Consider the following 24,379-nt stretch of genomic DNA (forward strand, 5'->3'; position numbering starts at 1 on the left):
CCTGTCAGCCGTGGTGCTCTGGGCCGTTGGGTGATCGCTTCGAGCGAGAGGCATTTGCATCGCATCTTTGACGCCCTGAAGCTGCGGCTCCGGTCCCAGGAGGTCATTCATGGCGACGAAACTACGGTTCAGGTGCTGAAGGAAGAGGGCAAGGCTCCTACCAGCACCTCGTATATGTGGGCCTACCGCAGCAGCCAGGACAGCGAACAGCCGATCGTGCTGTTCGACTATCAACCCGGTCGCGGGCAGGAACATCCGCAGGCCTTCCTCGGCGACTATCGCGGCATCCTGATGAGTGACGGCTATACGGCCTGGCGCACATTGAAAGGCGCCACGCATCTGGGCTGCATGGCCCACGCCAGACGGCGCTTTGCCGACGCCCTCAAGGCGAGGAAGAAACAAGGCGGGCCGCCCGCACAGGCGCTCAAGTTCTTCGACCAGCTCTACCGGATCGAAAGGCAGGCGCGGGACGAAATACCCGATGAGGGGGAAACGCAGGCCAGCTACATGCGCCGCTTCCGCCAGAAACATAGCGTCCCGGTCCTGGATGCACTCAAGGCGTGGCTCGATGACATCGCGCCCAAGGTTGTGCCCGACACCAAGCTTGGTGATGCGGTCTCCTACACCCTCAACCAGTGGGAATACCTGACGCGCTACGTCGAAGACGGCAGGATGCCGATCGATAACAACCTTCTCGAACGCGACATCAGGGTTTTTGCAACAGGAAGAAAATCCTGGCTCTTCTGCGATACCGTGGACGGCGCACGGGCGAGCGCCGTCACCTACAGCCTGATGCTGACTTGCCGCGCCTGCGGCGTCGAGCCTCTCGCGTGGCTACGCCATGTCCTCACTGAACTTCCCCAGCGCCCTCACGACGCCGATATCGACGACCTGCTGCCATTCAACTTCGAAAGACAAGCCTGACCCGCCGACGTCGCTGCGGTGGCCTATCTCGTCCAGCGTCAACTATGATGGCCGCACTGCCTCCGGAAGCAGCGTGCTACGAAATGCGCGCTTACCGTCCAGCGATGTCCGCCGACGATCCATCAGGATCGCGCGTCAGTGATCGTCGCCCGGCAGGGCCGAGACAAGCAAAGCGCAGGCTCGGTGGAGCGCAGCGGAATAGAGCGCGGCCCGAAGGGGACGCCTAATTCAGCTGCCTTAGTTTACTTCCGTCACGGTGCGTGTGGGAACGGCTGCTTTTCGAACCAGATCTGCAAAATGGCTCGTCAAACCAACCTCGCCGACAAGTTGAATGCCCGAATTTTTCGGCAGATTCTCAACCAAAGTGCGAAGTGCCTCCAGGCCCTGAGTCACCATGAAAGACACCCAGTGATCAGCATCGCCGGGAACGATAACTGAACCGGATGAACCCGTAGCTCCGCGATGAAGCTGGACCAGCCACGGGGAAGACCCATCATGGACCCACTCAAAGCGCACGGCACCGAGATGACGGCTCAATTCATCATATTGGCTGGTGATGTTGTCCAGAATGCTATCGGGTAATGCCTCAGGCGGGGAAACGCCCAGCATGAAGCTGTCGCCGGATCCTGCCTTCCCTTCGATGATCAGCCCCTGCGGCCCGACGATCGCAGCCCCTGCATAGGCAGCTGGAACCCCTGCTTGACTCAAGAGGGAAGCGATCTGCGTACCGTCCGGATCTTCCTTCCCCAACAGAGAGAAGGGATCAATCCATCCCAAAGTCGTCGTGTACAATCCCGGTCGAGGCTCAACAGGGCAGGTGCGGGTCCATACCTCATGAGACCCCGTAGGAGTGCCGAAACTGAAGGGCGCCAAACGACGCGGAATAACGGTCGTGTACGGGACTTTCAGCCCAAGCATCCAAGCCATTAACAGGCCATAGGCCTTATCGCCGATATGCCGACTGAAGCGGTTTGGCCACTGCATCGTGGCATCCACCGTCACCCCAGCATTTTCTTCCTGTTCCCACAGAAGAGTATGAGACTGCCGCGTCCCACGCTTGAGCGGATGGATGCTGAATTCAGTCCTGACCTGTCCGCATGGCAGGTCGGGCACAAAGCCATAGACTGTGGAAAGCAACCGAATAGCAAGATCAAAGGGCAGGGACGCCACGCCGGGCTTCTCTACGCAGCGGGGCGTATCGTCCGGCGCAAACTCGACCGTGTCGCCTTGAACGACACCGGATACACCGCCATCGGCGACATTAACGGTTTCGTTGGCGATCGTGTGCAAGCCTTCGCTCGTCAGACGGCCAATCGCAGCCACGGCATCGTCGATCGTCTGGAGGCCGTAAAGAAACTCACGGCTTCGGGGACTATCCGGGGTATAGCTCCGGACGTTTACGGTGCCTTCTGGGGATCGAGCGAACAGCGCCTCAATGGCGCCGGTAACCGAAGAAAAGCTTGAATTAGCCGACGCTCCGGCGAGCCGATTGAACGACATTAAGGGGGCGCCACGATCGTCAGGTCGATAGGAAATGAACTGTGCAACGCTTCCGCGCTCGGCCAACCGATCGAGGATTTCGTCCTTCCGAAGACTCATATTCCTCGCTTCCCAATATCAACTTTCGCGATTTCTGCCTGAGGCGCCATGAGAGCGATAGCCCCTTGAATGGAAAAATCGATCAATGGACCGACAATCTAACATAAAATGAGCGCGGTTTGAGAGCATCAGCCGGCTTGGGATGCCATCCGGACCACGTTACATGGATCATCTGCCGTGTCGGCCTCTTGGCGATGAAGGAATTGCCAATCGATTTGAAGCCGCTTCCATCCGGCACCAGAACGTCCAACCCCTTCGCTTGTTTGGGATCGAAGCTGAGTGACTGACCGGCATGAAGCTCGATGGTATATTCGCAGAAATCGCTCGCGCGCAGTGATCCCGACAAATGGAGGGTCCGGCCCGCTATACCACCACGCTCAAAATTGCAGGTGGACTTTTCGAGCGGCGTTGGTCCTGCATCACTGCCACTTGCGGCGCCGAGGAAGTCCAACAGCGCCTTTGGCTTGGCCATCATTTTGCCCTGCGTGCGGTGGACCCGCAGCACGCCATCCTTCCAGAGCCCTGCTTCCAACTTCAACGTGCGGGGATCGATGATGAGATAGCCGCCATCGCTGCCTGGCGAAGCGCCAGAGGTCAATGTCAGCAGAGGCCCGTCACGCTGGAGCAAAGCATCTAGCGGGAAAGCTTTGAGAAAATCTGCATAATCATCACCCAAAAGCGGCCGCATTTCTGGAGCAATCAGGCTTCTCACGAGAAGACCGCTTTGATCCAGACGCTGACCGACCAACGGATACAGCGGCGCCCAAGGGCTCCGCTGCGCCGATTTCTCATCCAGATTCACGGGAGGCACTACCGTCGTTGGAGCCAAATGGATGGCAACCTTGGCAGTAAGGTAGATGATGGTGCCAAGCGATAGCAGACTTGAAAGCCAACCAATCAGATCCATTCCATCAAGCCACCGCGAAATCTGCACGCCCAAGGCTTCAGAGAGACGGCGCAACCACCGAATTCCCGATTCTACCCATGGGAAGGCATTGGTGCCTCTGAACCAGGCAATGAACACGAATACGCCGGCCGTCACCAGAATGACGAGGAAGGTACTAGGATTTGCGACAATCCAGTTCACCAAGCTTACGATTGGGCCTGGGCCGATCTTGGGGCAAGCGTCGGGCGTACCAAGGGATGTGCACAGATTAGGCTGGATTTGAACCGCGCCAGCCCACAGGGCCAATCCCGAGAGAATGATACCTACGATGATGGCAAAAAATTGCATTCGGGCGCTGATTGCGGACTGGGCGGATGCATCCTTTGCGTCGAGGGACATCACAAGATTGCCGAAATCATAGGGAATGACCCTAGTTTCCGCGCAGTGCGGATCACGGATTGATCGACCTCGGCGGACCCGCGCCAGAACAGTCTGGAACGCTGTCGCATAGGCTATGATGCCTTTGGCCTGTTGATGGCCGGCAATCGAACGACCTTGCCTGAGTTCGACCACCACCCTTGTAAGACCCCGCAGGGTAGCACTCCGCCAAGCCGCTTCGCTGCTCGCCTGCTCCACCGCGACGCATTGCGTTGCGGTTTGGGTCAATGGTAGCAGCTGGTCCGAATGGGGATCATGGTGATAATGAGCGTGCAACAGATCCTTGATGAAATAATATACCTGCGGAGCTAGGTGGCCAGCCGCCGTCAGTTCCATATCATCTGCGGGGCTGACGGTCAGGTCACGGCCTAGAAAGTCGCCAAGATTGAACCAAATCCGCAGTTCGCCTGTCCTGAAAAGCGCAAACCGCAGAAAATAGCAGGCTATCCCTTCCCGAGCCTGATCCATCGAGCGAAAAAGTTCACGCGCTATGCGTCGGTCAGCATTGGGTCCACAGGTTGCTCGCTCATCAGCCGCCGTAGCGATGGTATTATCGATGGCCGCCAACAGGTTTTTCCGGTCACGATGCGTCTCACCCGCATCATCGCGCGGCAATACCGCTACCACGCCCATCAGCAAACCGTTGGCGTCATCGGCTTCTTGCAGTTCATCGTCGACAAAATAAGGTGTGCCTACGCGGCTCGATTCCCCCAGCAGGACGAAATCCTGTGCCGCCGATCGCCGGAATAATTTTACCAGAAAGTCAGGAAAAGGATAATCCTGAGCTAATCGGACGCGGTGCACAGCGACCGTTCGAGGCACCGAAAGGTCCGACTGGTGATTATATGTCGGATCTTTGCTGTGTGGATCAATCAGATTGAATGAGAGGTGGCCGGATACGTTGGGCACCCACCCCGCATAAGCATAGTCCGCCTCTGTCCACGGATATACGCCACTACTCGGTAGCCGGAATAATTCGTCCCCCAACGATCAGTCCCGCAGATCAGATTTCTGAAGTGGTTGCGCGCGTCTGCCGTACATAAGCGAGGCGGCCGTTGCGCGCCTTCAGCTCGAGACCTTCCAGTTCGTGGACCGTCGTACCAACATTGGTTTTCGGCAATGCGCCTGTCGCCCAGGCAGCCAAACCATATCTCTTATGCCTGAGGTAAGAAACCTTCTTAGGTCCCGCACGCAACACGCGCACGAACGCAACCGACACGATGACGGCTACACACGCGAAAAGCGTAGAGGCAAAGGCGAATAGGATCTCAGTCATAGTTCGATAACGCCGCGCCGTTAGCCGAATGTACGCACGGATGCAACCAGCCGGGAAAAACATCGCGGTGAGACAGCCATTTCATAAGCCGAACAACCCCCATCCCCAAAGGCTAGTTCCGCGAAATCGGTTACGACACCGCTCTCGCTGACCATGATTGGCAAAGATATTGCCTATGTTAACTCAAGGTGCAACCTCGCATTACAGGCGGTCAAAAACAGAACCCATTCGAGGGCTAAAAAGCCGTTCGTAGGTTTTCAGCAGGAAACTGTCGGTCATTCCGGCAATATGGTCACAGATAACTCGCAACTGCGCGCTTTCATCGGCTGCTTCTCGATACCGGCTACGCGTGGCGTCCGGCAGGAGCTTGAGGGGATCACAAGCAAGGGCTTCAAACACGGCCACGACCATCGCCTGCCCCTTAAATTCCAGCTGCTGGACCGAAGCACTATAGATTACCTCGGCGCGTACGGCCTTGATAAGAGCGTTCAGAAACTCCCGAGGGGCTTCCGGCAAGCCGGCCCGATAACGCAGGAGAGGCTCATCGAACTTGCCAATCTCGGAAATCTCGGCTTCCGTTATGAAGTGATTTACGAGGAGGCCAATAGCCTGCTTGCGGGCGCGTTCGCCGCCAAACAGTCCTGCGACGAGGTCGGAATAATGCTCATCGGCCCCGCCGGTACCAAGCAAGCCCGACATCCTCTTAATCAGAGGGGCGCATGTTTCGGCCGGAACATGCGAGACAAACGCCTCGTGGGAAATCATGCCCATGGCGATCGCATCCTCAAGGTCATGCACGCCGAAGCTGATATCGTCGGCCAAATCCATGATGCTGCAATCGAAGGATTTATGGGCACTCTTGCCGTGCTTGCCTTTTTCACCGCTGACAGCGGTGAAAAGTTCTCTGTCGGCATCGCTCAGATCGCGCAAAATCCAATCCACGATGTCCTGATCGCAATCCATATAGGCCTTAGGAGGCTTGGATCTATCGCGATCGAGGATTTTGACGGCGCTCGTCTCCTGCACGAGGGCGGGTTTGCGCTCCGGATTGTGGACGCGACTAAAAGGAACCGGATACTTCAAGACCCCGAGCATGGTTCGGCGCGTCAGATTGGCGCCGAAGCTCTCGGAAAATTTCTCAAGGCGTCCCAATATGCGGAGTGTTTGACCGTTTCCCTCGAAGCCGCCGGCATCACGCATGCAGAAATTCAGCGCGACCTCCCCGCCATGACCGAACGGGGGATGCCCAAGGTCATGTGTGAAACCGATCGCCTGAACCAAATCGGTATCGGGGAGGTGAGAGATTGCGGGGTGAGACGCCAAGGCGTCTTCAAACCTTTGGACTATGCCGCGAGCGACTTGAGCCACCTCAAGAGAATGAGTGAGGCGCGTACGGTAAAAATCACTGTCGCCCAGGTTCAGAATCTGGGTTTTTCCCTGAAGTCGTCGAAATGAGGCAGAGTGAACCACGCGCGCATAATCGACCTGGCTGTCGGTCCGACTGTCTTCCGGGCGCCTAATCCGTGCTTCTCGCCTTTCAGACCAATCAACCATAGCTCATCCTCTGATACATTTTCGCAGACGCCGACCACCTGATTGAGGCCACGACGTAAAATGCCGATATGTCACAACTAACCCGCGCTGCAAATTCGCACGGGCCGAGCTGCCCCTGCCGATCTGACTAAAGACTCGCTCGATATGCAGTTGGCAGCAGCCTGACATGATCGGTCAAAGGCGGCTCCAACTCGAAAGCCTTGGCCGACCCTGCAAAATCATAGACCCGCAGCAGCCGAAAGGCATCGGAGCGCTCCTGGGAGAAGGCCAACTCATTGCTCGACAGATAGAAAGGCGTCCGCGCATGTCCAAGCGTGGTCTTGACCTCGAGCAGCCGCTCGCCGCCATCCAAGCCATAGGAGCGGATATCATAACCCGCACCATCGCCATCCTCTTGCGCGACCCAGCGAACCTTGCGCGCCAGGTCTTCCCGCCCGGCAGCCGAAAGCCGCAGTCGCTCGGCATGAAAGGCTCGCTCCTCGCCTCGCATTCCCAAAGATCGATTGCGGGCATCGCGCGCCGCCGGATCGAATTTCCGCACCAGCCGCTCAAGCGGCTGCGTACTGCTCTTCTCGCCGACGACAAGGTTCGGCGGATCAACGATAGGCAAGCCCGCGCCGTCACCGATGACAGCTTCATCGAACGTCACCAGAGAGGCTGGCCGGCTCGGCGAACCTAGATAGCGCCCGACCCCTTCGATCAATGCACCCTGAAAATTCTCGCGCGGCTTATAGCCTTTGATGATGGGCAACCCCAGACGTTCCAGCACCGCGCTGATATTGCCATGTTTGAACTCGATCGAGGCATGGGACCGATTGATGAGCTGCTGAAGCGCGATATTGCGATGAGACTTCACAAAGGGCTTCCCCGCCAGCTCCATCTGGAGCATCGCGAAATAATCCGCGACGATCAGATCGATCTCCCGATCCGTCCAGTCCGATCCTCTGCTGTCCGCTCCCACCATGGGTGATCGCTACCATGCAAGCCGGCATTGTCCAATGCCAAGCCCATGCCTATCCAAGACAATGCGACCCGCTCAAACCACATTCGAGGTGAAGAAAGCTGATGGCCCGCTACCGTCCAATCACATTGGAGGGACTGCTGATGCAGGACGGACGCCAACTTGTCCTGCGCATGGCCGATGGCGGACAATGGCGTCTACTGGCGCTCGGCAGGCAGGATCATCTCCTCGGCCGTCACGTACAAGTCGAAGGCGCGCGTGAGGGCCATGACATTGTCGCGGCCGACAGGATCATCGCCAAATGACGCTGACCCAAGAACAGATACCATGGGGCGCGGCATCCATGCTCATCCGCACCCATGGCGACCACGCCAAAGCCTATGCCGACAAGAGAATTTCTGCGCTGACCGCCATCGGCGACGCCGATGGCGTCACGACGTGGAAGAATATCGTCAACTGCATCAATCAGCTGAGTGCGACGGGATCATCAAATTAGCGGCGTCATTTGATGTTACGCTTGGCAGGCTCTATCTCGCGCCTGTCTCCACCCGGTGAAATTGGTGGCGATCCTCCTATCCTCCACTCAGGAGCAACAAAAATGTCCGAACAGCCGGTCGCACAAGATACGCTCATCACCCTCACCGCCGACATCGTCGCGGCCCATGTTTCCAATAACAGCGTCAGCGTCGGCGATCTGCCGCAGCTGATCGCCAATGTGCATCAGGCGCTGACCGGCCTCGACACGAACGAGCCGGAAACACCCAAACTCGAACCCGCCGTTTCGATCCGCGCCTCGGTGAAACCCGATTACATCATCTGCCTGGAAGACGGTAAGAAGCTCAAGATGCTCAAGCGCCATCTGATGACTCATTATCAGATGACCCCGGCAGACTACCGTGCCAAATGGAGCCTCCCTTCCGACTATCCGATGGTTGCGCCCAGCTATGCGGCCACGCGCAAGGAACTGGCCCACCGGATCGGTCTCGGCCGCAAGCCAAAGGCCGCCGCACCCGCTGCAAAGGCCCCGGCCACCCGCACGCGCAAAGCCAAGGCCGAACCCGAACTCGCCTGAACGGCGCGCGGAGAAACCGAAATTTCACCATGGGGCGGCATGATGCCGCCCCATGTCCTTCAAGAAGCCCTTCCGCGCCGTTTCTGTTCGCCATGGCGCCCGTTATGCCGCGCAGAAGCGCAAGCGTCGGCAAGAGGCGCTCGCCGCGAAATTGGCTGCGGGCACCATGCTGGCCGCCGCCGTAGGGGCCGGATCATTCTTCATGCGGGATCGCGATGCTCCAGCACAGGCGGAGCAAAGCCAATCGGTCGAGGCGATCTCCTATACTCCGCGACACATGATGTCGGCGGCGGAGCTGGATGCTCAACAGCCGTCGTCTGGTGCCGTAGCGCCTCAACAAGCTGCTCCAGCAAAGACAAGCGGGAGCAGTTGGTCCTATCCCAACTGCCGCGCCGCCCGTGCGGCCGGAGCCGCACCGCTTTATGCCGGGCAGCCCGGCTATGGCCCGCACATGGATGGCGATGGCGACGGCATCGCGTGCGAGCCCTATCGCGGGCAACGCTAACCCCCCATCGTCAAACGGACATCACGATTGGCCAACGAACCGCTTCAAGCTATTGAGGCAGTCCGAACCGGGGGATGACGCTGAACAGCTACGATCAGACGATCGCCGCCTATCATGATGCGGCCCATGAACTTGCAGAGCGCTATGACGCTTTGCCGTCTGGCGCGGCATTTCACGCGCTCCATCCTCTCTTCCCGTCATCCGGCTTTGCGCTCGACGTCGGCGCGGGCTCAGGCCGAGATGCAAGATGGCTGCGGAGCCTTGGCTTCGAAGTTGTCGCGGTTGAACCTGCGGAAGGATTTCGCCGTCATGCCGCAACGAAGCCAAGCAATGGCATTCGGTGGCTCGACGATCGGCTGCCTTCTCTCGACCAAGTCCACCGACTGGGGCTGTCTTTCGACCTCATCACGATTTCGGCGGTTTGGCAGCACGTCGCTCCGGACGATCGCGCACGCGCCTTTCGCAAACTGGTAACGCTCCTTCGGCCCGGCGGCGTCCTCGCCGTGACGCTCCGCGCCGGCCCTGCCCCTGCCGATCGCCCTATGCATCTGACCTCCAGCGGAGAGATCGAAGGTCTGGCGCGTGCGCACGGCATGGAAGTGCTGAAAGTTCAGCCATCCAACGATCTGCAAAGGAGGGATGGCGTCAGCTGGACAAGCGTTGCTCTTCGCATGCCCGACGATGGGACCGGAGCGCTGCCGCTGGTCCGAGGCATTGTTCTCGGCGATGAAAAATCCTCCACCTATAAGCTTGGACTGCTGCGCGCTGTGGCCCGCGTCGCCGAACAGTCGCCGGCGGCGGCTCTTCCCGCGCCCGATCAACCGGACGCCGTTGAACTGCCGCTCGGCTTGGTCGCGCTCTATTGGGTCCGGATGTACCTGCCTTTGATAAGGCTGGGCCTCCCACAACTGCCCAAGAATAGCGGGCCGGACCGCCTTGGCTTTGCCAAGGCAGGATTCCGTCGACTGCTGGCGGACGGGACCGATCCAGCCGAATTGCGCATCGGCGCTGTCTTCGACCCCGATCGCGCCAGAGCCATCCTTGCGGCGGTGAACGAGGCGGCATCCACGATCGCAGCGATGCCGGCGAATTTCACAAGGTTCCCGAATAGCGATCAGCGGGTATTCGAAGTCGTCCGGCAGCGCCGAACCAAAGCAACCGGGATCGAACTTGATCTTCAGCGCCTTCAGGCTTGGGGAACGCTGGTCGTGCCCGGCCATCTTTGGCGCGCCCTGTCCCGCTTCGGCGCTTGGATCGAGCCGATGCTCGTCGCCGAATGGAGCCGTCTCATGCGGACTTACGCCGAGCGGATGAGCCTGCCGGTTCGTCCTGGCATGGCCGAAGCAGCCCTGGAATGGCGCGAGCCCGTTCGCAGCACTTCGATCGCCCGCCTTGCCGCAGAACGAATTTCTCGAACCGACCGCCAGCTAGAGTGCATCTGGACTGGCCAGAAACTACCGCTGACGCGGTTGGACATCGATCATTGCCTGCCTTGGGCGGCATGGCCATGCAGCGATCTTTGGAACCTAGGCCCCTGCGACAGGAAGGTGAACCAGCACCAGAAGCGAGACCGGCTGCCATCCGCAGCGATCTTTGCGGACAGTCGAGATCGTATCATCAACTGGTGGCAAAACGCCTATTACACCGACGATGCCTTAAGAATGAGATTCGAGCGCGAAGTTTCCGCAGCACTGCCGATCTCGGGTCATGGCGACCTTGCCGAAATTTATTCCGCGCTTGATTGGCGCAGATTGCGACTGTTGCAGGATCAGCGCGTACCGGAGTGGTCATCACCTGCAGCACTACCGTAGTTTGACCTCTTCATGATCCGCGGCTTTGCGTCGCTTTTCGCCATTATGGGCTGATTTCCTACTCCCAAAGCGATCGGCTATTGGGATTTCTTCAGCGGGACGGATATTGCAAAGGCTACTGGTCAGCCATGGCGGCTATTCCCGCGTGCCCGGTCTCATCGAACGCTTTTCAACCTGCCGGGCGCTACCTGCAATTAAACCGGCACAAAAAATTCTATAAATGGTCACAAGCCCACGTAATTCGGGCTTCTAAACCGGCACAGTAACCGGCATGTATGCCGGGACGAACATATTCACGATGGAGCCCATGGTGCCGGAAGAGGCCGCTCGCGGCCTTCATTTAACCGGCTTCAAGTGGCGGTGATGCTTCCAGCGCGTCAAGAAAAGTTAGGACGCGCTCCTTTTCACTCGAATTAACCGCGATCAGGGGAATACCGAGGTCGAAGGCATAGCCGTTCGCAAGCGACTTCGATCTTGCGCATTGATGCTTGAGTTCGGCTAACGAGCGCTGCGGACGCTTGCGCGTGTCGGTCGAGCGCCGTGCCGCAATTTGTTCGGCCGGTACGTCTACCAATATGATACCCGCAAGTTCCAGCGATGCCATAACTTCGGCTGGTACATCGACGAGCTCACGGTCGTTGTCGATAAAACTGTGTGCTTCGAGCAGGACGGGCCTTTTCCATTGCCCGGCCCGGGCCTCTGCCAACGCTCCCGCCAATTCCGTTTGGTTCTCGCGGACATCGTCACTCTTTGCGGTTCGCAACTTCTCGCCAGTGGTGCGGAGGGAGCGGCGCAGCAGGCCGCCGGCGCTCAGGCGCAAATATTCGGGCCGTGCCCGGACGATGCTGCGCCCCAGATAACTTTTTCCCGATCCGGAGAGGCCAAGGATCGCAATCACCGGGCCCTTGATCACAGCGCAAATCCGAAATTCATGGATGGAAGGATATGAGTCAATCGTGCCCGATCGATTCGCGTAATCGATTGGGGCGCAGCCTTCAGAACGCCGGACCGTGTCACCTCGGCAAGGCCGATCGGCGGATCGAGATGGCGGATGAACAGGAAATCGATAACCGCCACGCCACCGGGCGACTCTCCCGCGATTGCGCGGAGATCCTGTTCCGAATAGACAGAGCGTCCGGCAGTGAACCGGATCAGTTCCTGTGCATCTTTCGCGCGCCGCAACTGCTCGACGACGCCGACCGTTGTCAGGGACTGCGAATTCAGGGCGGCTTCGTCCTTCGACTGGTAGAAGAAGATGACATCGCCGGCGCGCAAGGACGCGATCTTAGAGCGACAGACATAGACCTTGCGAATGGTATTTCCTGGCGCCCGTCCTGCGTCGCGATCGTCGCGGCTGTCGTCATTGAAGAGCGGCATCGGGACCAGCCTCGCCGCCTCAGGGAACAACTGCCGGTGAAAATGCCATTGAACAGGGATTGCAAAGAGGCCGACAGGCTCGTCGATACTGAACCTCGGATATCGCGTCCTGACGAGGCCGGCGGAAATAGGTTCCAGTGAAGCGTCGAGCCTAGCTGACGGAAGCCGCTTCAAGAGGATCAGTTCTCCTCCCGAATTCATACCGGCAATCTCGAACCCATATCGTTCCAGAAGTTCGATCAGCATCGTCTGTTTTGGAAAGGTGGTAAGATACACGGCGCCGAAACCGTTAAGCTGCGCGTGCCAGATCGATTTTCGCAGCAGCAACTCGCCAACCTTGTGACCCTGCGCCCGCGTTGCGACTTTCCAAGTGCATAGTTTGAGCATCCGCAGCGATGGATCGCGACCGATCTCGCCTCCATCTTCAATCTTGCGAACGATCAGCCCATCGATATACCCGTCATGCCCGCGGATGATCCAGCAGTTGCGATGCTCTGCAACGCATTTGTTGCGCCACCAGTCTCTGAACGGTGGGTAATCTTGTTCAAGACTGCGAAAAATCGGATCCTCTACGTCGATGGCGTACGCAGGAACATCGCCAACCAAGGCAACATCGTCATCCACGGTATCCTGAAACGCCTTGAGCCATGCGACCGCGTCGGCGATCGTCATAACACGATCGTCGAGCTCTGAGCCTCGGACACGGCGGTGTATCCCGTCGTCCTGCGTGACGAGAACATCGACAGCGTCGAGCGACAAAGCATGAATCAGGGCAATATCGACCCTATCGTTGTCGTTTCGTGCGGGTCCATATCGTTCTTCGAGCACTTCCCAAGAAGGAAGTGGGATCGATGCGAGGCACGGATATTTTTCCATGCGCGACGACGAGATCAGGCGGCGGACGGCATTTCGATCACGATTGAAATCGTCGTGTATCGCCGGATGGATATACAATGTCACATTGCCTGCCTGACATCGGCGAGACAGCTCGGCAGCGATCGGGTCGGTACGCCCGGGATCCTCGAGCGCAATCAAAACATTCGTATCGATCAGGGCCCTAGTCTTGCTCATGCTCGATGAGCTCGCGATGCGCATCACGCAGGAAGAAATAGGATTGCGGTGCCGTCAAACCGTGCGTGCTCCGCAAGTCCTGAAGCGGCACAGGTTCCGTGTATGTCTTTGGGTTGCTGAGCAGCACGGCACATCCATTTTCGACGCCGGCAAAATAGCTGCGGAAGTCTTCTGCCGATATTGCGGCATCGTTGCCGTAACGGTGCCAGATTTCATCAGTAGAAAGCCACTCGACGTTGTCGATGACGACATGACCGATGACTGCCGCTGTCGGCAATGTCGCGTAGATCAGCATCCGGCTTCCGGCAGCTTCGGAAGCAAAGCGCCGACGGAGTTCCACGCGCTTTTTACCCGAAAGGATCAGCTGGGCATAATGGCTGTGGATGCTGATCAACAGTGCCTTCTTTGCATCGCGCTCATCGACTGCGCGCCGGGCCTCACCCGAAGCCATGCCGCTCACGATTGCTGTTGGGCGCTGAACTGGCCGTTGTAGATATGTTCCACTATGCCCGAACGATAGAGCGAATTCAGGCGCTGGGTTTCGTAAAAGCGAAACCGCTCCATCAGGGGCTGGAACTCTTCATAGCGCTGAGCTGGAACCGTGAAGAGCGGATAATCGTCGCCGATCCAGTCGATTGCCTCCTCGAGCAGCTCGCGGCCAAAGCCTCGGCCACGGCCCGCTTCAGAAACCCACAAGGTACAAATCTTGTTCTCGGCAGCTTCGCGCTTAACGATCGCAAGGCCCAAAGGGGCGTTTAACGGTCCCTGCCGGAGAATTGCGCGCGTACCTCGAAGGACACCAGGCACCACCTTGCTCCAATACCAACTGCTGAAACCCGGATAGGTCGCTTTCAGCGGGGCCAGAGTCGGCCAGACCGCGCAGGCTTCCTGCCATGCCGCAACTCCTCGATCGTACGCATGGGCGTTGCCGAGGACGGGCGCAATGGGATGAGTGCAGGACATTGGCTCGATGATAGCGATGCAAGGGCAATCAGGAAAGGGGCGCCCGGTTATTTCCATCGTCATCGTTTCCGCCACCATCGCTTCAGCTTCGAGAACCACATCGGAGTGAGCGCGGCTAGACCGAGGATGATACCAGTAATCAAGTTAGACCAGCCGACGCCTAGCGGCCCCTGCCCGATGATCTTAAGAAACCTTGCCAAGCCGGACAAGCCCACGTTGAGAAGGGCACTACCGACGCCGCCAATCGCAAGCGCGGCCACTAAATAGGCGAGGATCTTGTCTTTTGCGATTCGGAAGCTCGCGTAAGCAATGAAATCGTCGAGGAAGACCGGTTTGTTCGTCTCCTTGTCTTTTCGGGCGATGGCTCGCCATTGATAGATGATCATCCCATCGGCGCGGGGCTTCCGGGTCCAACCGCGAGGGGCGGGCTGTCCAACCAGCAGATAGCTTGTCCATATATCGGGCTCGAGATGACGCACCTTTCTGAAATTCTGGTGCTGGCTGCCCAAGTGATGATTCTTGCTGCGGATGAGAAAATAATGGACCGAATATAGCCGGACCTGGCCTTTCGCCGCCCGTTCTAGGATGACATGCGGAAAGCTGCGGCGTTCGTTCAGACGGAACTCGGTCGTTTCGAGCGTGTCCTGCGTGAGTGATAGGCCAAGGCTGGTCGCTGCGTCATCGGTCGTGAAGAGATTCTGCGCATCGCCGTGGAGGAAAATGCGTAGCCGAACATAATGCTGCGCGGCTGTGTTGGTCGGGTCGTTTATCCTGGCGCACAAGGCGCTCTTGAGCGTGATTGTCGTTCCGCAGGGCCGGCCTGGAATCGGCACGGAAAGGACCGAAATGTCGCGCGCCGGATCGACGTGATGGATGATCCGGGTGCCTGTGTCGGTCTTGACAATAAAATGCTCGTCGGCCTCGCGTTCGATCGCGGCGACCTCGTTGAAAACCGCGTTCAGCGTATCGCCGTCCTTGAGCGCGTTGCTGAGATCGAAAATTGACGCGATCTCAATTTGGGCCGGCAAATAAAGATAGAGCCGGTCAAGGTCTGCTGTCTCCTCTAGCTGGAAGCCGACATCGAGGAAATTGAACTTCTTGCCGATGTCGCGCCACAGATTGACATGCAGTCGAACCAGCGGCGGTATAATGGGTCCGCCAACTTCTTCGCTCGCGCCGAACTCCTCGCCTGCGTTCTTCTCGTGGGAAGCAACGGGTTCGCCCGCAGCGGTCTTGTCCCGGACATCGACTTTTGCGCCGGTGTCCATTGTCGCGCCGTCATCGACCTGCTCGTCGAAACCGGGATCCGCTTTGCCTTCATACCATAGAGCAAGAGTGCCGTTCATCGGTCGATCAATAAACAGGGCAAGTTAAGAGTCCAGCCGAGGAGCTTACATTTTCTACTTATTTGTTCATGTGCGTACTAAGGCCACCGCTCGCTCTTCATTCTAGCCTGTCAAAAATTGGGGCGTCCGAACTCGGTTCCAGATTCGCTACCAGCCTGTACCTGAACGATTGGTAGCTATTGGAAGACGGCACCATGCGGACGGCAGTTATGTCCGTATCTCCTCTTCTGACCGGAAATTCGCCTATCGGCCATACTTGCAATCCGAATTGGATGCGTTGGTCTCAAATGAAAGACATAATCGCGACCATTACCCTGAGAACGGAAGCGGCAGTTGACCGTCGCAACCATGGGCGTCGAAGTCCCCTGCATGGTTGATGCGGGAGACGTCCGCCTGCGTGTCACCCTGCAACTGTCCGCGATGCTCAGCCTCATGTCAGAACCGATCAAGTCAATCGTTCAACAACAGGGCGAACGACTGCTGCTAGCCAAGAAATCGGATCAAACGGCCTGACCAGCGCCGCAGCGCCAGCCAGGCCGACATCAGCTGCCCTCAGGCCCGCCGTTGCCTTGCATAGAGAAGAGCCGCGACGATAGCTGCCGACCCGATCCCGACAGCAGCGCCCAGGATTTTCGCTGAACCGGATAGCTTTGCGTCCTGATCGCCTTCGCCCGTGTCGGTCGCGGGCTCATCAGCCTGGATGCTCTCGGCATGCGGCGCTGGATGTGCCGGATAGGGTGCGGTACTGCCTGGGGGGACTGAAGGCCGATGCGTCATATATGTTCTCCTTTGATCAGTCGAACGCGTCGATGACGAAGCGGTTGCCCCGCCCCCGGCATCGCTCGGCAACAGGCGTGCCAATTGAGACAGCCCGCCCCCGGCGTAGCCCGATTGCGTCGCTGAAACGCGCGACCGGACCGCCCCCGAGCCTTATCTCCGACCTTTCAGGCTGCGCCACAAGGTCGCGATGCTGGTCAGCACTGCGGCTATCCCCAGAAGAAATGGTCCGTCGATTATCACCATTGCCGACTCCTTTCCTGCTCGATATGTTCACTATATGTTCTTATGTAGGAAAGAGGGATTTTGCGATGTGCGTTTCGATCACCCCAATTCCAGATAGCGTGCGCTTACGGGTCACCGGCGATGTCGAGACCGTGCTGGCTGTGCCCTATGACAAAGACGAGCGGTTTTTGGTGGGTTTGAGCGATGGCACGTTGCTCATGGGCTGTTATGATGAAGCCATGCGGTGCCGTTGGGAGGTCGCGCGCGACGGCGCCGGCATCGTCCGGTTCGACGGCAATGCCGTCCGAGTTGAGTGGCGCGTCGAATGGCTGACTATCGGCACGTTCGACGCAAATGTTGTTGAGCCCGGCCTGCCGCCTGCCGTCCCGCTGTTTCCCGAACTCGATCGTTGGGCGGCATGATAGCAGGCGAGCTCAGGGCGCAGCTGGCCTGATCTGGATCCTCTGGGTCCGATCGCTGCTTGCCGGTGCTACTGACGATCGGGAACTTTAGCGATGCCGCTCACAAGCCGTGATAGGAAGGAAGGCGGGTTCCCCATACCCGCCATAGACGTCGCTCTGCAGCCAGGCCCGTTCGGCGTCGCGGTCCTGTTCACCAATGCTTCTCCACCAGAAGCGCATAGTGGCGTCCCAACGATATCCGCGCGACTTCAGCCGGTCCTTGGCATCGAAAGGCGCATCGATAGCATTCACGCGATATGTCGGTCGTTCCGAACAGGCGATGAGCTTTGCCAGGATCGTCTCTCCATCCGGCAACCCGTGGGAGAGTAGATAAAGGAGCGCAAGGATGTCGTTTTCCGCCCTGTGGCCTTCATAGAACCACCCGCATTGCGAAACGAGATGCGCGAGCGCGCGCCCCTCGAACCCAAGCTCAAGCCACTCCAGTTCGGCCATCGAGCAGGCCCAGGGCTTCCCAGCAATGGCCGGCAGGCGCCGATCCACGAACGGCCTGTCAAAGGCAGCATTGTGGGCGACGATGAGGTCGGCGGACGATATAATATCCACAGCCATCGCCTCGTCGATTGCTTGTCCAGCGACATCGTCAGCTGCGAGGCCAGTCAGCTTGGTGATCTTCGGATCGATCGGAGTGCCGGGGTCTTCACGCCAAACCCGGGAAATCCCAACCTGAATGATCCGCCCGCGCTCATCGAACCGGAAACGCTGAACGGCCAGTTCGATGATTCGATCGGTTTCGCGATCAAGGCCGGTCGTCTCCACGTCGATCGCCACGCCGATTCGGCGGGAGGCAAGCGGGTCCGCTTCATGAAAATGAGTCACAGAGACAAGGCGACGCTGCACCCGATAGTCAGGGTGCATGCTCAGGAAATCGGCCGCCTGCGAATGGCGATCGGGCGCGGGGAGGTTCATATCGCGGCGATCCTCGCCATCAACCCTCAACCACCCTGAAAACCGCGCCGCTGCCTGCGTCCCGAACAAGATCGACCCGTTGGCCGTCCCAATGATAGTCAAGGTGCCGGCCCTGAATGGGATTGGATGCGCAGTCCGGATAGAAAAGGGCGACACATTCGCCGCCAGCCTGTCGCACGCTTGGATAGGCCATGCCATCAGCCCCTGTGTCGCGCAGACTGGCAGCGAGTTGCTGAGACGCCCCATAGCTCTCCGGATCGAGGCACGGACCAAACTCATCATCGCCGCTGCGAAGATCATGCAGAGCGGCATCGACCTTCAGGACAATCTCCCGAAACTGTGACGTCCACCCGGCCTGCTCACCCGTCCTGGCCATGAAGCGGGTATGATGATGGATCGTCTCGAACAAAGCGGTTTCATAGCTCCGCGCGACATAGAGAACGCCATAGCTTCCGTCCGAGAATCGGCTCGGTCGATCAAGGCTGACATGGGTAAACGACGCCATCAGATAGGATGCCCCTACGCCACCGATCCGCCGCTCCGGAGGGACAAGCCCGATGTTCCCGATCGACGTCATGATTCGCGGGTTCGTCTTTTGCTCAGCCGAAATGAGGAGAGGCCAGTCGGCGGGATCTGCAATATCCTCGAACAGATCGATGGGAGGATAGATGCTGCGGATGATCCTGACCGCTCCCTCCCATTCGACCTTGCTGACCGGCGGCACCGCAATTCCCGTCACCAGCCACCGCGCTCCGCGTCCAGATAGCGCCGCACTCGCATGATGTCGGTCAATTCGCCACCCAGCATGACCGCTAGGGCATTCGCGCCCTCGAAGGCTGCATTGGGCGCCTTGATCCAGTCATAGCCCCGTTGCGGCTCCTGAAAGATGATGCGGAGCGCCTTATGGATGCCCATGAGGTTGGAGAGCCGGGCAAGTCCATCGCGCGAGATGCGGCCCGGCCCTTCTGCTTTCCACCGACGGAAGCTGCGGACCGGCATATCTGTCAGGACGGCAGCCTGCTCATCCGTGACACCCCATTTGGCAAACAGGTTGAGCGCTGCACGAAACATCGCACCGCCTTCTTCCTGGGTGACGGGTTCCGGCCGGAACGGAGCGGGGACCGTCTCAATGGGTTGAAGCATAACCATAATGCACCTCCATGTGGCACCATATATAGATTTTAATGCCATATGGCAAATCCCAACTGCCGCCTATGCTCTATTTCGCATAAACACGATTTATGCGTTTAATCGCATAGGCTGCGGCGCCGCTTCGCCCCTTAACGCCGTCCAAACCTGGCTTTGATCACCTTCTCGGCTGCCCGAAGCTGATCGAGATAGTCGCTCCAATATTGCATCATCTTGACCCGCTCATTCCAATGCTCGCCGCGCAGATAGGCGCGCCGGACGTCGTTGCTTTCGACATGCGCCAGCTGCCGCTCGATCGCATCGGGATGCCATTTGCGGCTCTCGTTGAGCAGGGTGCTGGCGGTCGCGCGAAAGCCATGTCCGGTCATCTGCGTCTTGTCATAGCCCAACCGCCGAAGCGCTGCGTTGACCGTATTCTCGGACATCGGCCGCCTCGGGTCGCGAATGCTGGGGAACAGATATTTCGAGTGGCCGCTGATTGGGTAGAGCGCCTCCAACAGATCCATAACCTGCGTGGACAGCGGCACGCGATGCTCGCGCCCCATCTTCATCTTCTCGGCCGGGATCGTCCAGATCGCCAGATCAGGATCGAACTCCGACCATTCGGCGTGACGCAACTCGCCGGGCCGGACGAAGGTGTGAACGCCGACCTTCAAGGCGATCTCGACGGCCGGTTGACCCTCATAGCCCCACATGGCGCGCAGCAACTCTCCAACCCCTCCGGGGTCAGTGATGGCGGCGCGATGCGTGACCTTGGGCGTGATGAGCGCGCCTTGCAGATCAGCGGTGACGTCGCGCTGCGCACGGCCGGTCGCAATCGCGTACCGCAGGATGCTGCCGCATGTCGTCCGCAGCCGCCTTGCCGATTCGTAGCGCCCCTTCACCTCGACCGTCCGCAGGACGGCAAGAAACTCAGGGGCGGTCAGTTCGCCGATCGGCCGTTCGCCGATGATCGGCTCGGCGTAGCGCAGCAGCCAGCGCATCTTCTCCATCGTAGCGGCCGAACGCCCCTCAGCCTCCAGCTTGGCAAGCCACTCCTGCGCAACCGCGCCAAAGCTATCCCCGCCATTCAGCGCCAGCGCGCGTTGGAGCCTCTTATGGGTCGAAGGGTTTGTGCCCCTCTCAAGCAGCTTGCTGGCCTCCGTGCGCTTCTCACGCGCCTCCTTGAGCGAGACATCGGGATAGACGCCCAGCGATAGCGTCTGCTTCTTGCCGCCATGCGAGAAATTCCAGCGCCAGTAGCGGGCGCCGTTGGGATTCACGAGCAGATAGAGCCCATGCATGTCGCCGACCTTGAAAGCTTTCTCGCGGAGCCCGATTTTACGGATGGCGGCATCGGTAAGCATGACGTTGATTTTCCCGGTTTCGATACCGAGAAAACTACCGTTCGCGCATCCGGGTAGCAAGGTACGCGCCCGGACAGCCGTGGACGAGATACCACAAACCGGCCAAAATATACCATCGATTCCGGACGGCTATGGACAGGAAAATCAAGGGAAATGGTGCCCGGGGACGGATTCGAACCGCCGACACTGCGATTTTCAATCGCATGCTCTACCAACTGAGCTACCCGGGCATCGGGTTCCTGGCGGAGGCGTCCGCCGGATGGAGGCGTGCCTATAGGCGTCAATCCGGCTCGCTGTCCAGCCCATAATTACCATTTTTTTGCGCCGCTTCGTCGGCTGGCGGACCGGGCACGCGATAGCCTTCGCCCAGCCATTGCAGCAGGTCGCGATCGCGGCAGGCCGTTCCGCAAAAAGGACGGGTTTGCGCGGCCGAAGGCTGGCCGCACACCGGGCAGGCGCCGAACTTGGGCGACGACTTAGGCGACATGACCGCCTGCCAGCGCCAGCGACGCATCTGCCTTCAGCATGATCGCGCCACCCCGGCGCTTGGCCAGCAGGTCGATCCAGTCCTGCCGCTTGTGCAGCAGGTCGATGATCGCGGGCGCGGCGGTGATCGTCGCCGCGCCGCCCTGGCCATGGCGCTCGGCGCGGCGCAGCAGGGCGAGCGCGGCAGTCAGCACGGGATCCTCGCGCAGCAATTCCATCAGGTTCGCGCGTTCGCGGCGGCGAATGATCTGGAGGAAGCCGAAGCCGTTCACCGCCGTCCGCTCGAAGGGGAGCGGCAGATATTTATCGATCTGCGCGGCGGCGATCATCCGCTCATCCTTGTTGTTCATGGTCGGCAGGTCGATGCCGATCGAACCGGCCAGCCCCATGCGGCGGACGGCCTGCGCAGCCAGCTTCGCGCCCTTGGGGCCAAGCTGGGCCGGTGGCAAAGAACCGTCGACGTCGATCAGCAGCATGGCGGGCGTCAGGTACAGGCGCAGCGCGGCGTCTTCGGCGCCGACCTCGCCACTGATCGCCTCCTCCATCAGCTCGCTCCAGCCATGGGCTTCGAGCCGATCTTCCTCATGCGCGGGGCAGGGGACGACGGGCGTGCCGGTGGCGCGGATGCGCTGCAACAGGCTGGGACCGGCATGGGGTTTCGATCCGGGCTGGGGCATGCGGCCCTTGGCGCGCTTGGGGCGGCCTTCCTCGGCAATCGCCTCGCGGATGATCTCGACCAGCACATTGGCCCCTTCGGACAGCCTGGGCGGGATCGGCTCCAGCAGCACTTCCTCGCCCGAGATCAGCCGGACGACGCCGCGCTTCTTGGGAATGAGGGTGGCGACCAGCCGCCCCTGCGCCACAGCGCCCGGACGAACCGCATCGCCGTCGCGTTCGATCAGGGCTTCGACCAGCTTGCCCTTTTCGATCAGCGCCGCGCGGGCTTCACCGATGCCTTCTTCATAGAGCCATTCGGCCATATCTGTGTCCCTATTGGTCAGGATTGCCGAGCCGGGAAATGTGCCATTTCCCTCGCAATCCTGCTAGTCAAGTATATATCCGGCCGCCTTGAGCAGCGCGCGGGTTTCGTAAAGCGGCAGGCCCATGATCGCGCTGTGGCTGCCCTGAATGGCGCGGATCAGACCGGCGGCGCGGCCCTGAATGGCATAGCCGCCCGCCTTGCCCCGCCATTCGTCGCTGGCGATATAGGCATCGATCTCCGCCTGCTCCAGCCGCTTGAAGGTGACGATATTGTCGGACAGGCGATGCCGTGCCCGCCCGTCGCCGTCGATCAGCGTGATCGCGCTGAAGACGCGGTGCCGCCGCCCGGACAGCAAGGTCAGGCAGGCGCGCGCCTCCTGCTCGCTTTCCGTCTTGGGCAAGATGCGGCGACCGACGGCGACCACCGTATCGCCCGACAGGATGAGCGCGCCCGGATGACGCGCGGCGACGAGCGCCCCCTTGTCGGCCGCCACGCGCGCTGCATAGGCGGCGGGCGTTTCATGCTTCAGGGGCGTTTCGTCGATATCGGCAGGATCGACCGCGTCGGGGACGACGCCGATCTGGCCCAGAAGGTCACGCCGCCTGGGGGAAGCCGAAGCAAGGATGAGCCGCATCAGTCGTGCGGCTTATTTGAAGCGATAAGTGATCCGACCCTTGGTCAGGTCGTAGGGGGTGAGTTCGACGAGAACTTCGTCGCCCACGAGGACACGAATGCGGTTCTTGCGCATCTTGCCGGCCGTGTGGCCGAGAATTTCGTGATCATTTTCAAGCCGCACGCGGAACATGGCGTTGGGGAGAAGCTCCACAACCTGTCCGCGCATTTCAAGCAGTTCTTCTTTAGCCATATTATCCCGGATATGCGAAAAATCGCGCCGCCATAGCGCCAAACCGCACAAAATGAAAGTCAGGGTTGCACGCCGAACTTTTCGCCGGCCGCATGGAGCGCCGCGAAGACCGCATCGAGCTGATTTGCATCAAGACAATAGGGCGGCATCAGGTAGATGGTGTTGCCCAGCGGCCTTAGCAAGAGGCCATGTTCCAGGAAAAAGGCGCGCAGCCGCGGGGCAAGGTCGGAGAGATAGCCCGCGTCCGGTGCGACGAGGTCGATCGCGGCGATCGCGCCGAGTTGGCGGGGATTCGCGAAGGCGGGATGCGTGGCCAGCTTTGCGAGTCGCGTCGCGATACCTTCGGCGAGAGTCGCGATCCGGCCCAGCACATCCTCCTCCCGCCAGATGGAGAGATTGGCGGCGGCGGCGGCGCAGGCGATGGCGTTCGCCGTGTAGCTGGACGAATGATAGAAGAGGCGTGCGCGATCGGTGGAAACATGGGCGTCGAAGATCGGCGCGATGGCGAGCGTGGCGGCCAGTGGGATTGCGCCGCCGGTGATCCCCTTGGCCACGGCCATAATGTCCGGCACGACGCCGGCCTGTTCGCAGGCGAAGAGCGTGCCGGTGCGGCCCCAGCCGGTCATCACCTCGTCCGCGATGAAAAGCACGCCATGATTGCGGCAGATGGCCGCCATCTCGCGCAGGACATGCGCCGGATAGAGCAGCATCCCCCCCGCCCCCAGGATCAGCGGTTCGACGATGAAGGCGGCGGGCCTGTCCGCGCAGGCGGCCTCCAGCGCGTCAAGGCAGGCCTGTTCCCATCCCGGTGCGGGAAAGGGGATGGTACCCACATCGAACAGCAGGGGCGTCCAGGCGGCGTTGTAGACGCCACGCTCGCCGATCGACATCGCGCCGATCGTGTCGCCATGATAGCTATGTTCGAGGACGAGGATGCGACTGCGCGCTTCGGCGAGGCCATCGAGCGCCAGATTGTGCCAATAGCCGAGCGCCATCTTGAGCGCGACCTCGACCGCGGTCGATCCGCTGTCGGAATAGAAGACATGGGCGAGTTCGGGCTGGCCCTCCGCGCGGGGGGCCATGTCGATCAGGCCGCGCGCCACTTCCTCGGCCGGGGCGTGGGTGTAGCCAGCGAAGATGAGCTGGTCGAGCTGGCCTGCCTGGTCGGCAATGGCGGCGGCGATGCGGGGTTCGCAATGGCCATGGGTCGTCACCCACCAGCTGGAAATCCCGTCGATCAGTGTACCGCCATCGGCGAGGTGCAGCAGGGCGCCCTCCGCCCGCACGACTTCGGGGATCGGCTCGTTGAGGCCATGCTGGGTGAAGGGGTGCCAGACGGGAGAGGTCATGGCCCGGCTTTAATCCAGCAAGGTCATGA

27 protein-coding genes and 1 tRNA gene are annotated in these 24,379 nt (G+C 59.8%); 8 read left to right on the forward strand and 20 right to left on the reverse strand.

Translation table 11 applies throughout. From position 1 onward, the window contains the following. On the forward strand, positions 1-924 hold a 924-nt coding region (gene tnpC / locus DM806_RS04155; protein ID WP_179041983.1), incomplete at its 5' end, for an IS66 family transposase. 237 nt (positions 925-1,161) lie between these two features. Here the strand turns inward: tnpC and DM806_RS04160 are convergent. The 5 genes from DM806_RS04160 to DM806_RS04180 all read right to left on the reverse strand — a co-directional run bounded on the left by DM806_RS04160 (position 1,162) and on the right by DM806_RS04180 (position 7,557). Next, entirely contained in the window at positions 1,162-2,523 is a 1,362-nt protein-coding gene (locus DM806_RS04160; protein ID WP_179041984.1) for a hypothetical protein, read from the reverse strand. Positions 2,524-2,605: 82 nt separating this feature from the next. Further along, positions 2,606-4,756 carry a hypothetical protein gene (locus DM806_RS04165; RefSeq protein WP_179041985.1) on the reverse strand — a complete coding sequence of 717 codons (2,151 nt, stop codon included), beginning with the start codon at positions 4,754-4,756 and terminating at the stop codon, positions 2,606-2,608. Positions 4,757-4,850: 94 nt separating this feature from the next. Beyond that, positions 4,851-5,123, reverse strand: coding sequence for a hypothetical protein (locus tag DM806_RS04170; protein WP_179041986.1), 273 nt, complete (start codon positions 5,121-5,123; stop codon positions 4,851-4,853). A gap of 201 nt (positions 5,124-5,324) precedes the next feature. Then, positions 5,325-6,677 carry an anti-phage deoxyguanosine triphosphatase gene (locus tag DM806_RS04175; RefSeq protein WP_179041987.1) on the reverse strand — a complete coding sequence of 451 codons (1,353 nt, stop codon included), beginning with the start codon at positions 6,675-6,677 and terminating at the stop codon, positions 5,325-5,327. A gap of 127 nt (positions 6,678-6,804) precedes the next feature. Beyond that, positions 6,805-7,557 carry a DUF3883 domain-containing protein gene (locus DM806_RS04180; RefSeq protein WP_256869095.1) on the reverse strand — a complete coding sequence of 251 codons (753 nt, stop codon included), beginning with the start codon at positions 7,555-7,557 and terminating at the stop codon, positions 6,805-6,807. Between the two features lie 185 nt (positions 7,558-7,742). Between DM806_RS04180 and DM806_RS04185 the strand changes: the two genes are divergently transcribed. The 5 genes from DM806_RS04185 to DM806_RS04205 all read left to right on the forward strand — a co-directional run bounded on the left by DM806_RS04185 (position 7,743) and on the right by DM806_RS04205 (position 11,026). Continuing rightward, complete coding sequence (locus DM806_RS04185) at positions 7,743-7,943, forward strand: DUF5818 domain-containing protein (protein WP_179041989.1); 201 nt, start codon at positions 7,743-7,745, stop codon at positions 7,941-7,943. Continuing rightward, entirely contained in the window at positions 7,940-8,134 is a 195-nt protein-coding gene (locus tag DM806_RS04190) for a DUF6961 family protein (protein WP_179041990.1), read from the forward strand. Before DM806_RS04185 ends, DM806_RS04190 begins: the two co-directional genes overlap by 4 nt. A gap of 102 nt (positions 8,135-8,236) precedes the next feature. After that, positions 8,237-8,710 carry a MucR family transcriptional regulator gene (locus tag DM806_RS04195; RefSeq protein WP_179041991.1) on the forward strand — a complete coding sequence of 158 codons (474 nt, stop codon included), beginning with the start codon at positions 8,237-8,239 and terminating at the stop codon, positions 8,708-8,710. Positions 8,711-8,762: 52 nt separating this feature from the next. Beyond that, positions 8,763-9,215 carry an excalibur calcium-binding domain-containing protein gene (locus DM806_RS27145; protein WP_256869096.1) on the forward strand — a complete coding sequence of 151 codons (453 nt, stop codon included), beginning with the start codon at positions 8,763-8,765 and terminating at the stop codon, positions 9,213-9,215. A 74-nt stretch (positions 9,216-9,289) separates the two neighbouring features. Next, entirely contained in the window at positions 9,290-11,026 is a 1,737-nt protein-coding gene (locus tag DM806_RS04205; protein ID WP_179041992.1) for a class I SAM-dependent methyltransferase, read from the forward strand. A 340-nt stretch (positions 11,027-11,366) separates the two neighbouring features. On the opposite strand, the gene DM806_RS04210 is transcribed toward DM806_RS04205, so the two are convergent. From DM806_RS04210 to DM806_RS04230, 5 genes are read right to left on the reverse strand one after another with little or no spacing between them, the layout of a single operon-like run. After that, positions 11,367-11,939 carry an ATP-binding protein gene (locus tag DM806_RS04210; protein WP_179041993.1) on the reverse strand — a complete coding sequence of 191 codons (573 nt, stop codon included), beginning with the start codon at positions 11,937-11,939 and terminating at the stop codon, positions 11,367-11,369. After that, on the reverse strand, positions 11,936-13,474 hold the full coding sequence (locus tag DM806_RS04215) for a GNAT family N-acetyltransferase (protein WP_179041994.1): 1,539 nt from the start codon (positions 13,472-13,474) through the stop codon (positions 11,936-11,938). Before DM806_RS04215 ends, DM806_RS04210 begins: the two co-directional genes overlap by 4 nt. Beyond that, positions 13,461-13,925 (reverse strand): ASCH domain-containing protein, encoded by a 465-nt coding sequence (locus DM806_RS04220; protein ID WP_256869103.1) that lies wholly within the window; start codon positions 13,923-13,925, stop codon positions 13,461-13,463. The genes DM806_RS04215 and DM806_RS04220 overlap by 14 nt, the downstream gene beginning before the upstream one ends. A 5-nt stretch (positions 13,926-13,930) precedes the next feature. Next, positions 13,931-14,500, reverse strand: a complete 570-nt coding sequence (locus DM806_RS04225) for a GNAT family N-acetyltransferase (protein ID WP_179041996.1) — start codon at positions 14,498-14,500, stop codon at positions 13,931-13,933. Then, positions 14,497-15,783 (reverse strand): hypothetical protein, encoded by a 1,287-nt coding sequence (locus tag DM806_RS04230; RefSeq protein ID WP_179041997.1) that lies wholly within the window; start codon positions 15,781-15,783, stop codon positions 14,497-14,499. The genes DM806_RS04225 and DM806_RS04230 overlap by 4 nt, the downstream gene beginning before the upstream one ends. Before the next feature lie 333 nt (positions 15,784-16,116). Here DM806_RS04230 and DM806_RS04235 point away from each other — a divergent pair, with 333 nt between their 5' ends. Then, the gene (locus tag DM806_RS04235; RefSeq protein ID WP_179041998.1) at positions 16,117-16,296 is read left to right on the forward strand and encodes a hypothetical protein; all 180 of its coding nucleotides are present in this window, start codon (positions 16,117-16,119) and stop codon (positions 16,294-16,296) included. Positions 16,297-16,871: 575 nt separating this feature from the next. Continuing rightward, positions 16,872-17,207 (forward strand): hypothetical protein, encoded by a 336-nt coding sequence (locus DM806_RS04240; RefSeq protein WP_179041999.1) that lies wholly within the window; start codon positions 16,872-16,874, stop codon positions 17,205-17,207. A gap of 87 nt (positions 17,208-17,294) precedes the next feature. Here the strand turns inward: DM806_RS04240 and DM806_RS04245 are convergent, their stop codons facing one another. The 10 genes from DM806_RS04245 to DM806_RS04290 form a co-directional block, all read right to left on the reverse strand. Further along, on the reverse strand, positions 17,295-18,173 hold the full coding sequence (locus DM806_RS04245; RefSeq protein ID WP_179042000.1) for a 3'-5' exonuclease: 879 nt from the start codon (positions 18,171-18,173) through the stop codon (positions 17,295-17,297). Between the two features lie 19 nt (positions 18,174-18,192). Beyond that, on the reverse strand, positions 18,193-18,912 hold the full coding sequence (locus tag DM806_RS04250; protein ID WP_179042001.1) for an RES family NAD+ phosphorylase: 720 nt from the start codon (positions 18,910-18,912) through the stop codon (positions 18,193-18,195). Then, on the reverse strand, positions 18,909-19,322 hold the full coding sequence (locus tag DM806_RS04255; protein ID WP_179042002.1) for an MbcA/ParS/Xre antitoxin family protein: 414 nt from the start codon (positions 19,320-19,322) through the stop codon (positions 18,909-18,911). The genes DM806_RS04250 and DM806_RS04255 overlap by 4 nt, the downstream gene beginning before the upstream one ends. A 131-nt stretch (positions 19,323-19,453) precedes the next feature. Further along, a complete protein-coding gene (locus DM806_RS04260; protein WP_179042003.1) occupies positions 19,454-20,668 on the reverse strand; it encodes a tyrosine-type recombinase/integrase in 1,215 nt (404 codons plus the stop codon). Between the two features lie 154 nt (positions 20,669-20,822). Next, a tRNA-Phe gene (locus tag DM806_RS04265) sits at positions 20,823-20,898 on the reverse strand. A 50-nt stretch (positions 20,899-20,948) separates the two neighbouring features. Next, positions 20,949-21,155, reverse strand: coding sequence for a DNA gyrase inhibitor YacG (gene yacG, locus DM806_RS04270; RefSeq protein WP_179042004.1), 207 nt, complete (start codon positions 21,153-21,155; stop codon positions 20,949-20,951). Next, positions 21,145-22,134 carry a ribonuclease gene (locus tag DM806_RS04275; RefSeq protein ID WP_179042005.1) on the reverse strand — a complete coding sequence of 330 codons (990 nt, stop codon included), beginning with the start codon at positions 22,132-22,134 and terminating at the stop codon, positions 21,145-21,147. Before DM806_RS04275 ends, yacG begins: the two co-directional genes overlap by 11 nt. Positions 22,135-22,197: 63 nt before the next feature. Beyond that, positions 22,198-22,770 carry a Maf family protein gene (locus tag DM806_RS04280; RefSeq protein ID WP_179042006.1) on the reverse strand — a complete coding sequence of 191 codons (573 nt, stop codon included), beginning with the start codon at positions 22,768-22,770 and terminating at the stop codon, positions 22,198-22,200. 12 nt (positions 22,771-22,782) lie between these two features. Then, on the reverse strand, positions 22,783-23,001 hold the full coding sequence (gene infA, locus DM806_RS04285; protein WP_003049127.1) for a translation initiation factor IF-1: 219 nt from the start codon (positions 22,999-23,001) through the stop codon (positions 22,783-22,785). A gap of 59 nt (positions 23,002-23,060) precedes the next feature. Beyond that, a complete protein-coding gene (locus tag DM806_RS04290; protein ID WP_179042007.1) occupies positions 23,061-24,350 on the reverse strand; it encodes an adenosylmethionine--8-amino-7-oxononanoate transaminase in 1,290 nt (429 codons plus the stop codon). Positions 24,351-24,379 lie beyond the last annotated feature (29 nt).

Origin of the sequence: Sphingobium lactosutens (assembly GCF_013393185.1) — a bacterium.
GTDB lineage: Bacteria > Pseudomonadota > Alphaproteobacteria > Sphingomonadales > Sphingomonadaceae > Sphingobium > Sphingobium lactosutens_A.

Coding starts and splice junctions, on each gene's coding strand:
- DM806_RS04240 (WP_179041999.1), top strand. CDS start 16,872: ATGTGCGTTTCGATCACCCCAATTCCAGATAGCGTGCGCTTACGGGTC.
- DM806_RS04180 (WP_256869095.1), bottom strand. CDS start 7,557: ATGGAGCTGGCGGGGAAGCCCTTTGTGAAGTCTCATCGCAATATCGCG.
- DM806_RS04230 (WP_179041997.1), bottom strand. CDS start 15,783: ATGAACGGCACTCTTGCTCTATGGTATGAAGGCAAAGCGGATCCCGGT.
- infA (WP_003049127.1), bottom strand. CDS start 23,001: ATGGCTAAAGAAGAACTGCTTGAAATGCGCGGACAGGTTGTGGAGCTT.
- DM806_RS04190 (WP_179041990.1), top strand. CDS start 7,940: ATGACGCTGACCCAAGAACAGATACCATGGGGCGCGGCATCCATGCTC.
- DM806_RS04205 (WP_179041992.1), top strand. CDS start 9,290: ATGACGCTGAACAGCTACGATCAGACGATCGCCGCCTATCATGATGCG.
- DM806_RS04225 (WP_179041996.1), bottom strand. CDS start 14,500: ATGACGATGGAAATAACCGGGCGCCCCTTTCCTGATTGCCCTTGCATC.
- DM806_RS04260 (WP_179042003.1), bottom strand. CDS start 20,668: ATGCTTACCGATGCCGCCATCCGTAAAATCGGGCTCCGCGAGAAAGCT.
- DM806_RS04175 (WP_179041987.1), bottom strand. CDS start 6,677: ATGGTTGATTGGTCTGAAAGGCGAGAAGCACGGATTAGGCGCCCGGAA.
- DM806_RS04185 (WP_179041989.1), top strand. CDS start 7,743: ATGGCCCGCTACCGTCCAATCACATTGGAGGGACTGCTGATGCAGGAC.
- DM806_RS04160 (WP_179041984.1), bottom strand. CDS start 2,523: ATGAGTCTTCGGAAGGACGAAATCCTCGATCGGTTGGCCGAGCGCGGA.
- DM806_RS04245 (WP_179042000.1), bottom strand. CDS start 18,173: ATGAACCTCCCCGCGCCCGATCGCCATTCGCAGGCGGCCGATTTCCTG.
- DM806_RS04280 (WP_179042006.1), bottom strand. CDS start 22,770: ATGCGGCTCATCCTTGCTTCGGCTTCCCCCAGGCGGCGTGACCTTCTG.
- DM806_RS04215 (WP_179041994.1), bottom strand. CDS start 13,474: ATGAGCAAGACTAGGGCCCTGATCGATACGAATGTTTTGATTGCGCTC.
- DM806_RS04255 (WP_179042002.1), bottom strand. CDS start 19,322: ATGGTTATGCTTCAACCCATTGAGACGGTCCCCGCTCCGTTCCGGCCG.
- DM806_RS04195 (WP_179041991.1), top strand. CDS start 8,237: ATGTCCGAACAGCCGGTCGCACAAGATACGCTCATCACCCTCACCGCC.
- DM806_RS04275 (WP_179042005.1), bottom strand. CDS start 22,134: ATGGCCGAATGGCTCTATGAAGAAGGCATCGGTGAAGCCCGCGCGGCG.
- DM806_RS27145 (WP_256869096.1), top strand. CDS start 8,763: ATGTCCTTCAAGAAGCCCTTCCGCGCCGTTTCTGTTCGCCATGGCGCC.
- DM806_RS04290 (WP_179042007.1), bottom strand. CDS start 24,350: ATGACCTCTCCCGTCTGGCACCCCTTCACCCAGCATGGCCTCAACGAG.
- DM806_RS04170 (WP_179041986.1), bottom strand. CDS start 5,123: ATGACTGAGATCCTATTCGCCTTTGCCTCTACGCTTTTCGCGTGTGTA.
- DM806_RS04220 (WP_256869103.1), bottom strand. CDS start 13,925: ATGGCTTCGGGTGAGGCCCGGCGCGCAGTCGATGAGCGCGATGCAAAG.
- yacG (WP_179042004.1), bottom strand. CDS start 21,155: ATGTCGCCTAAGTCGTCGCCCAAGTTCGGCGCCTGCCCGGTGTGCGGC.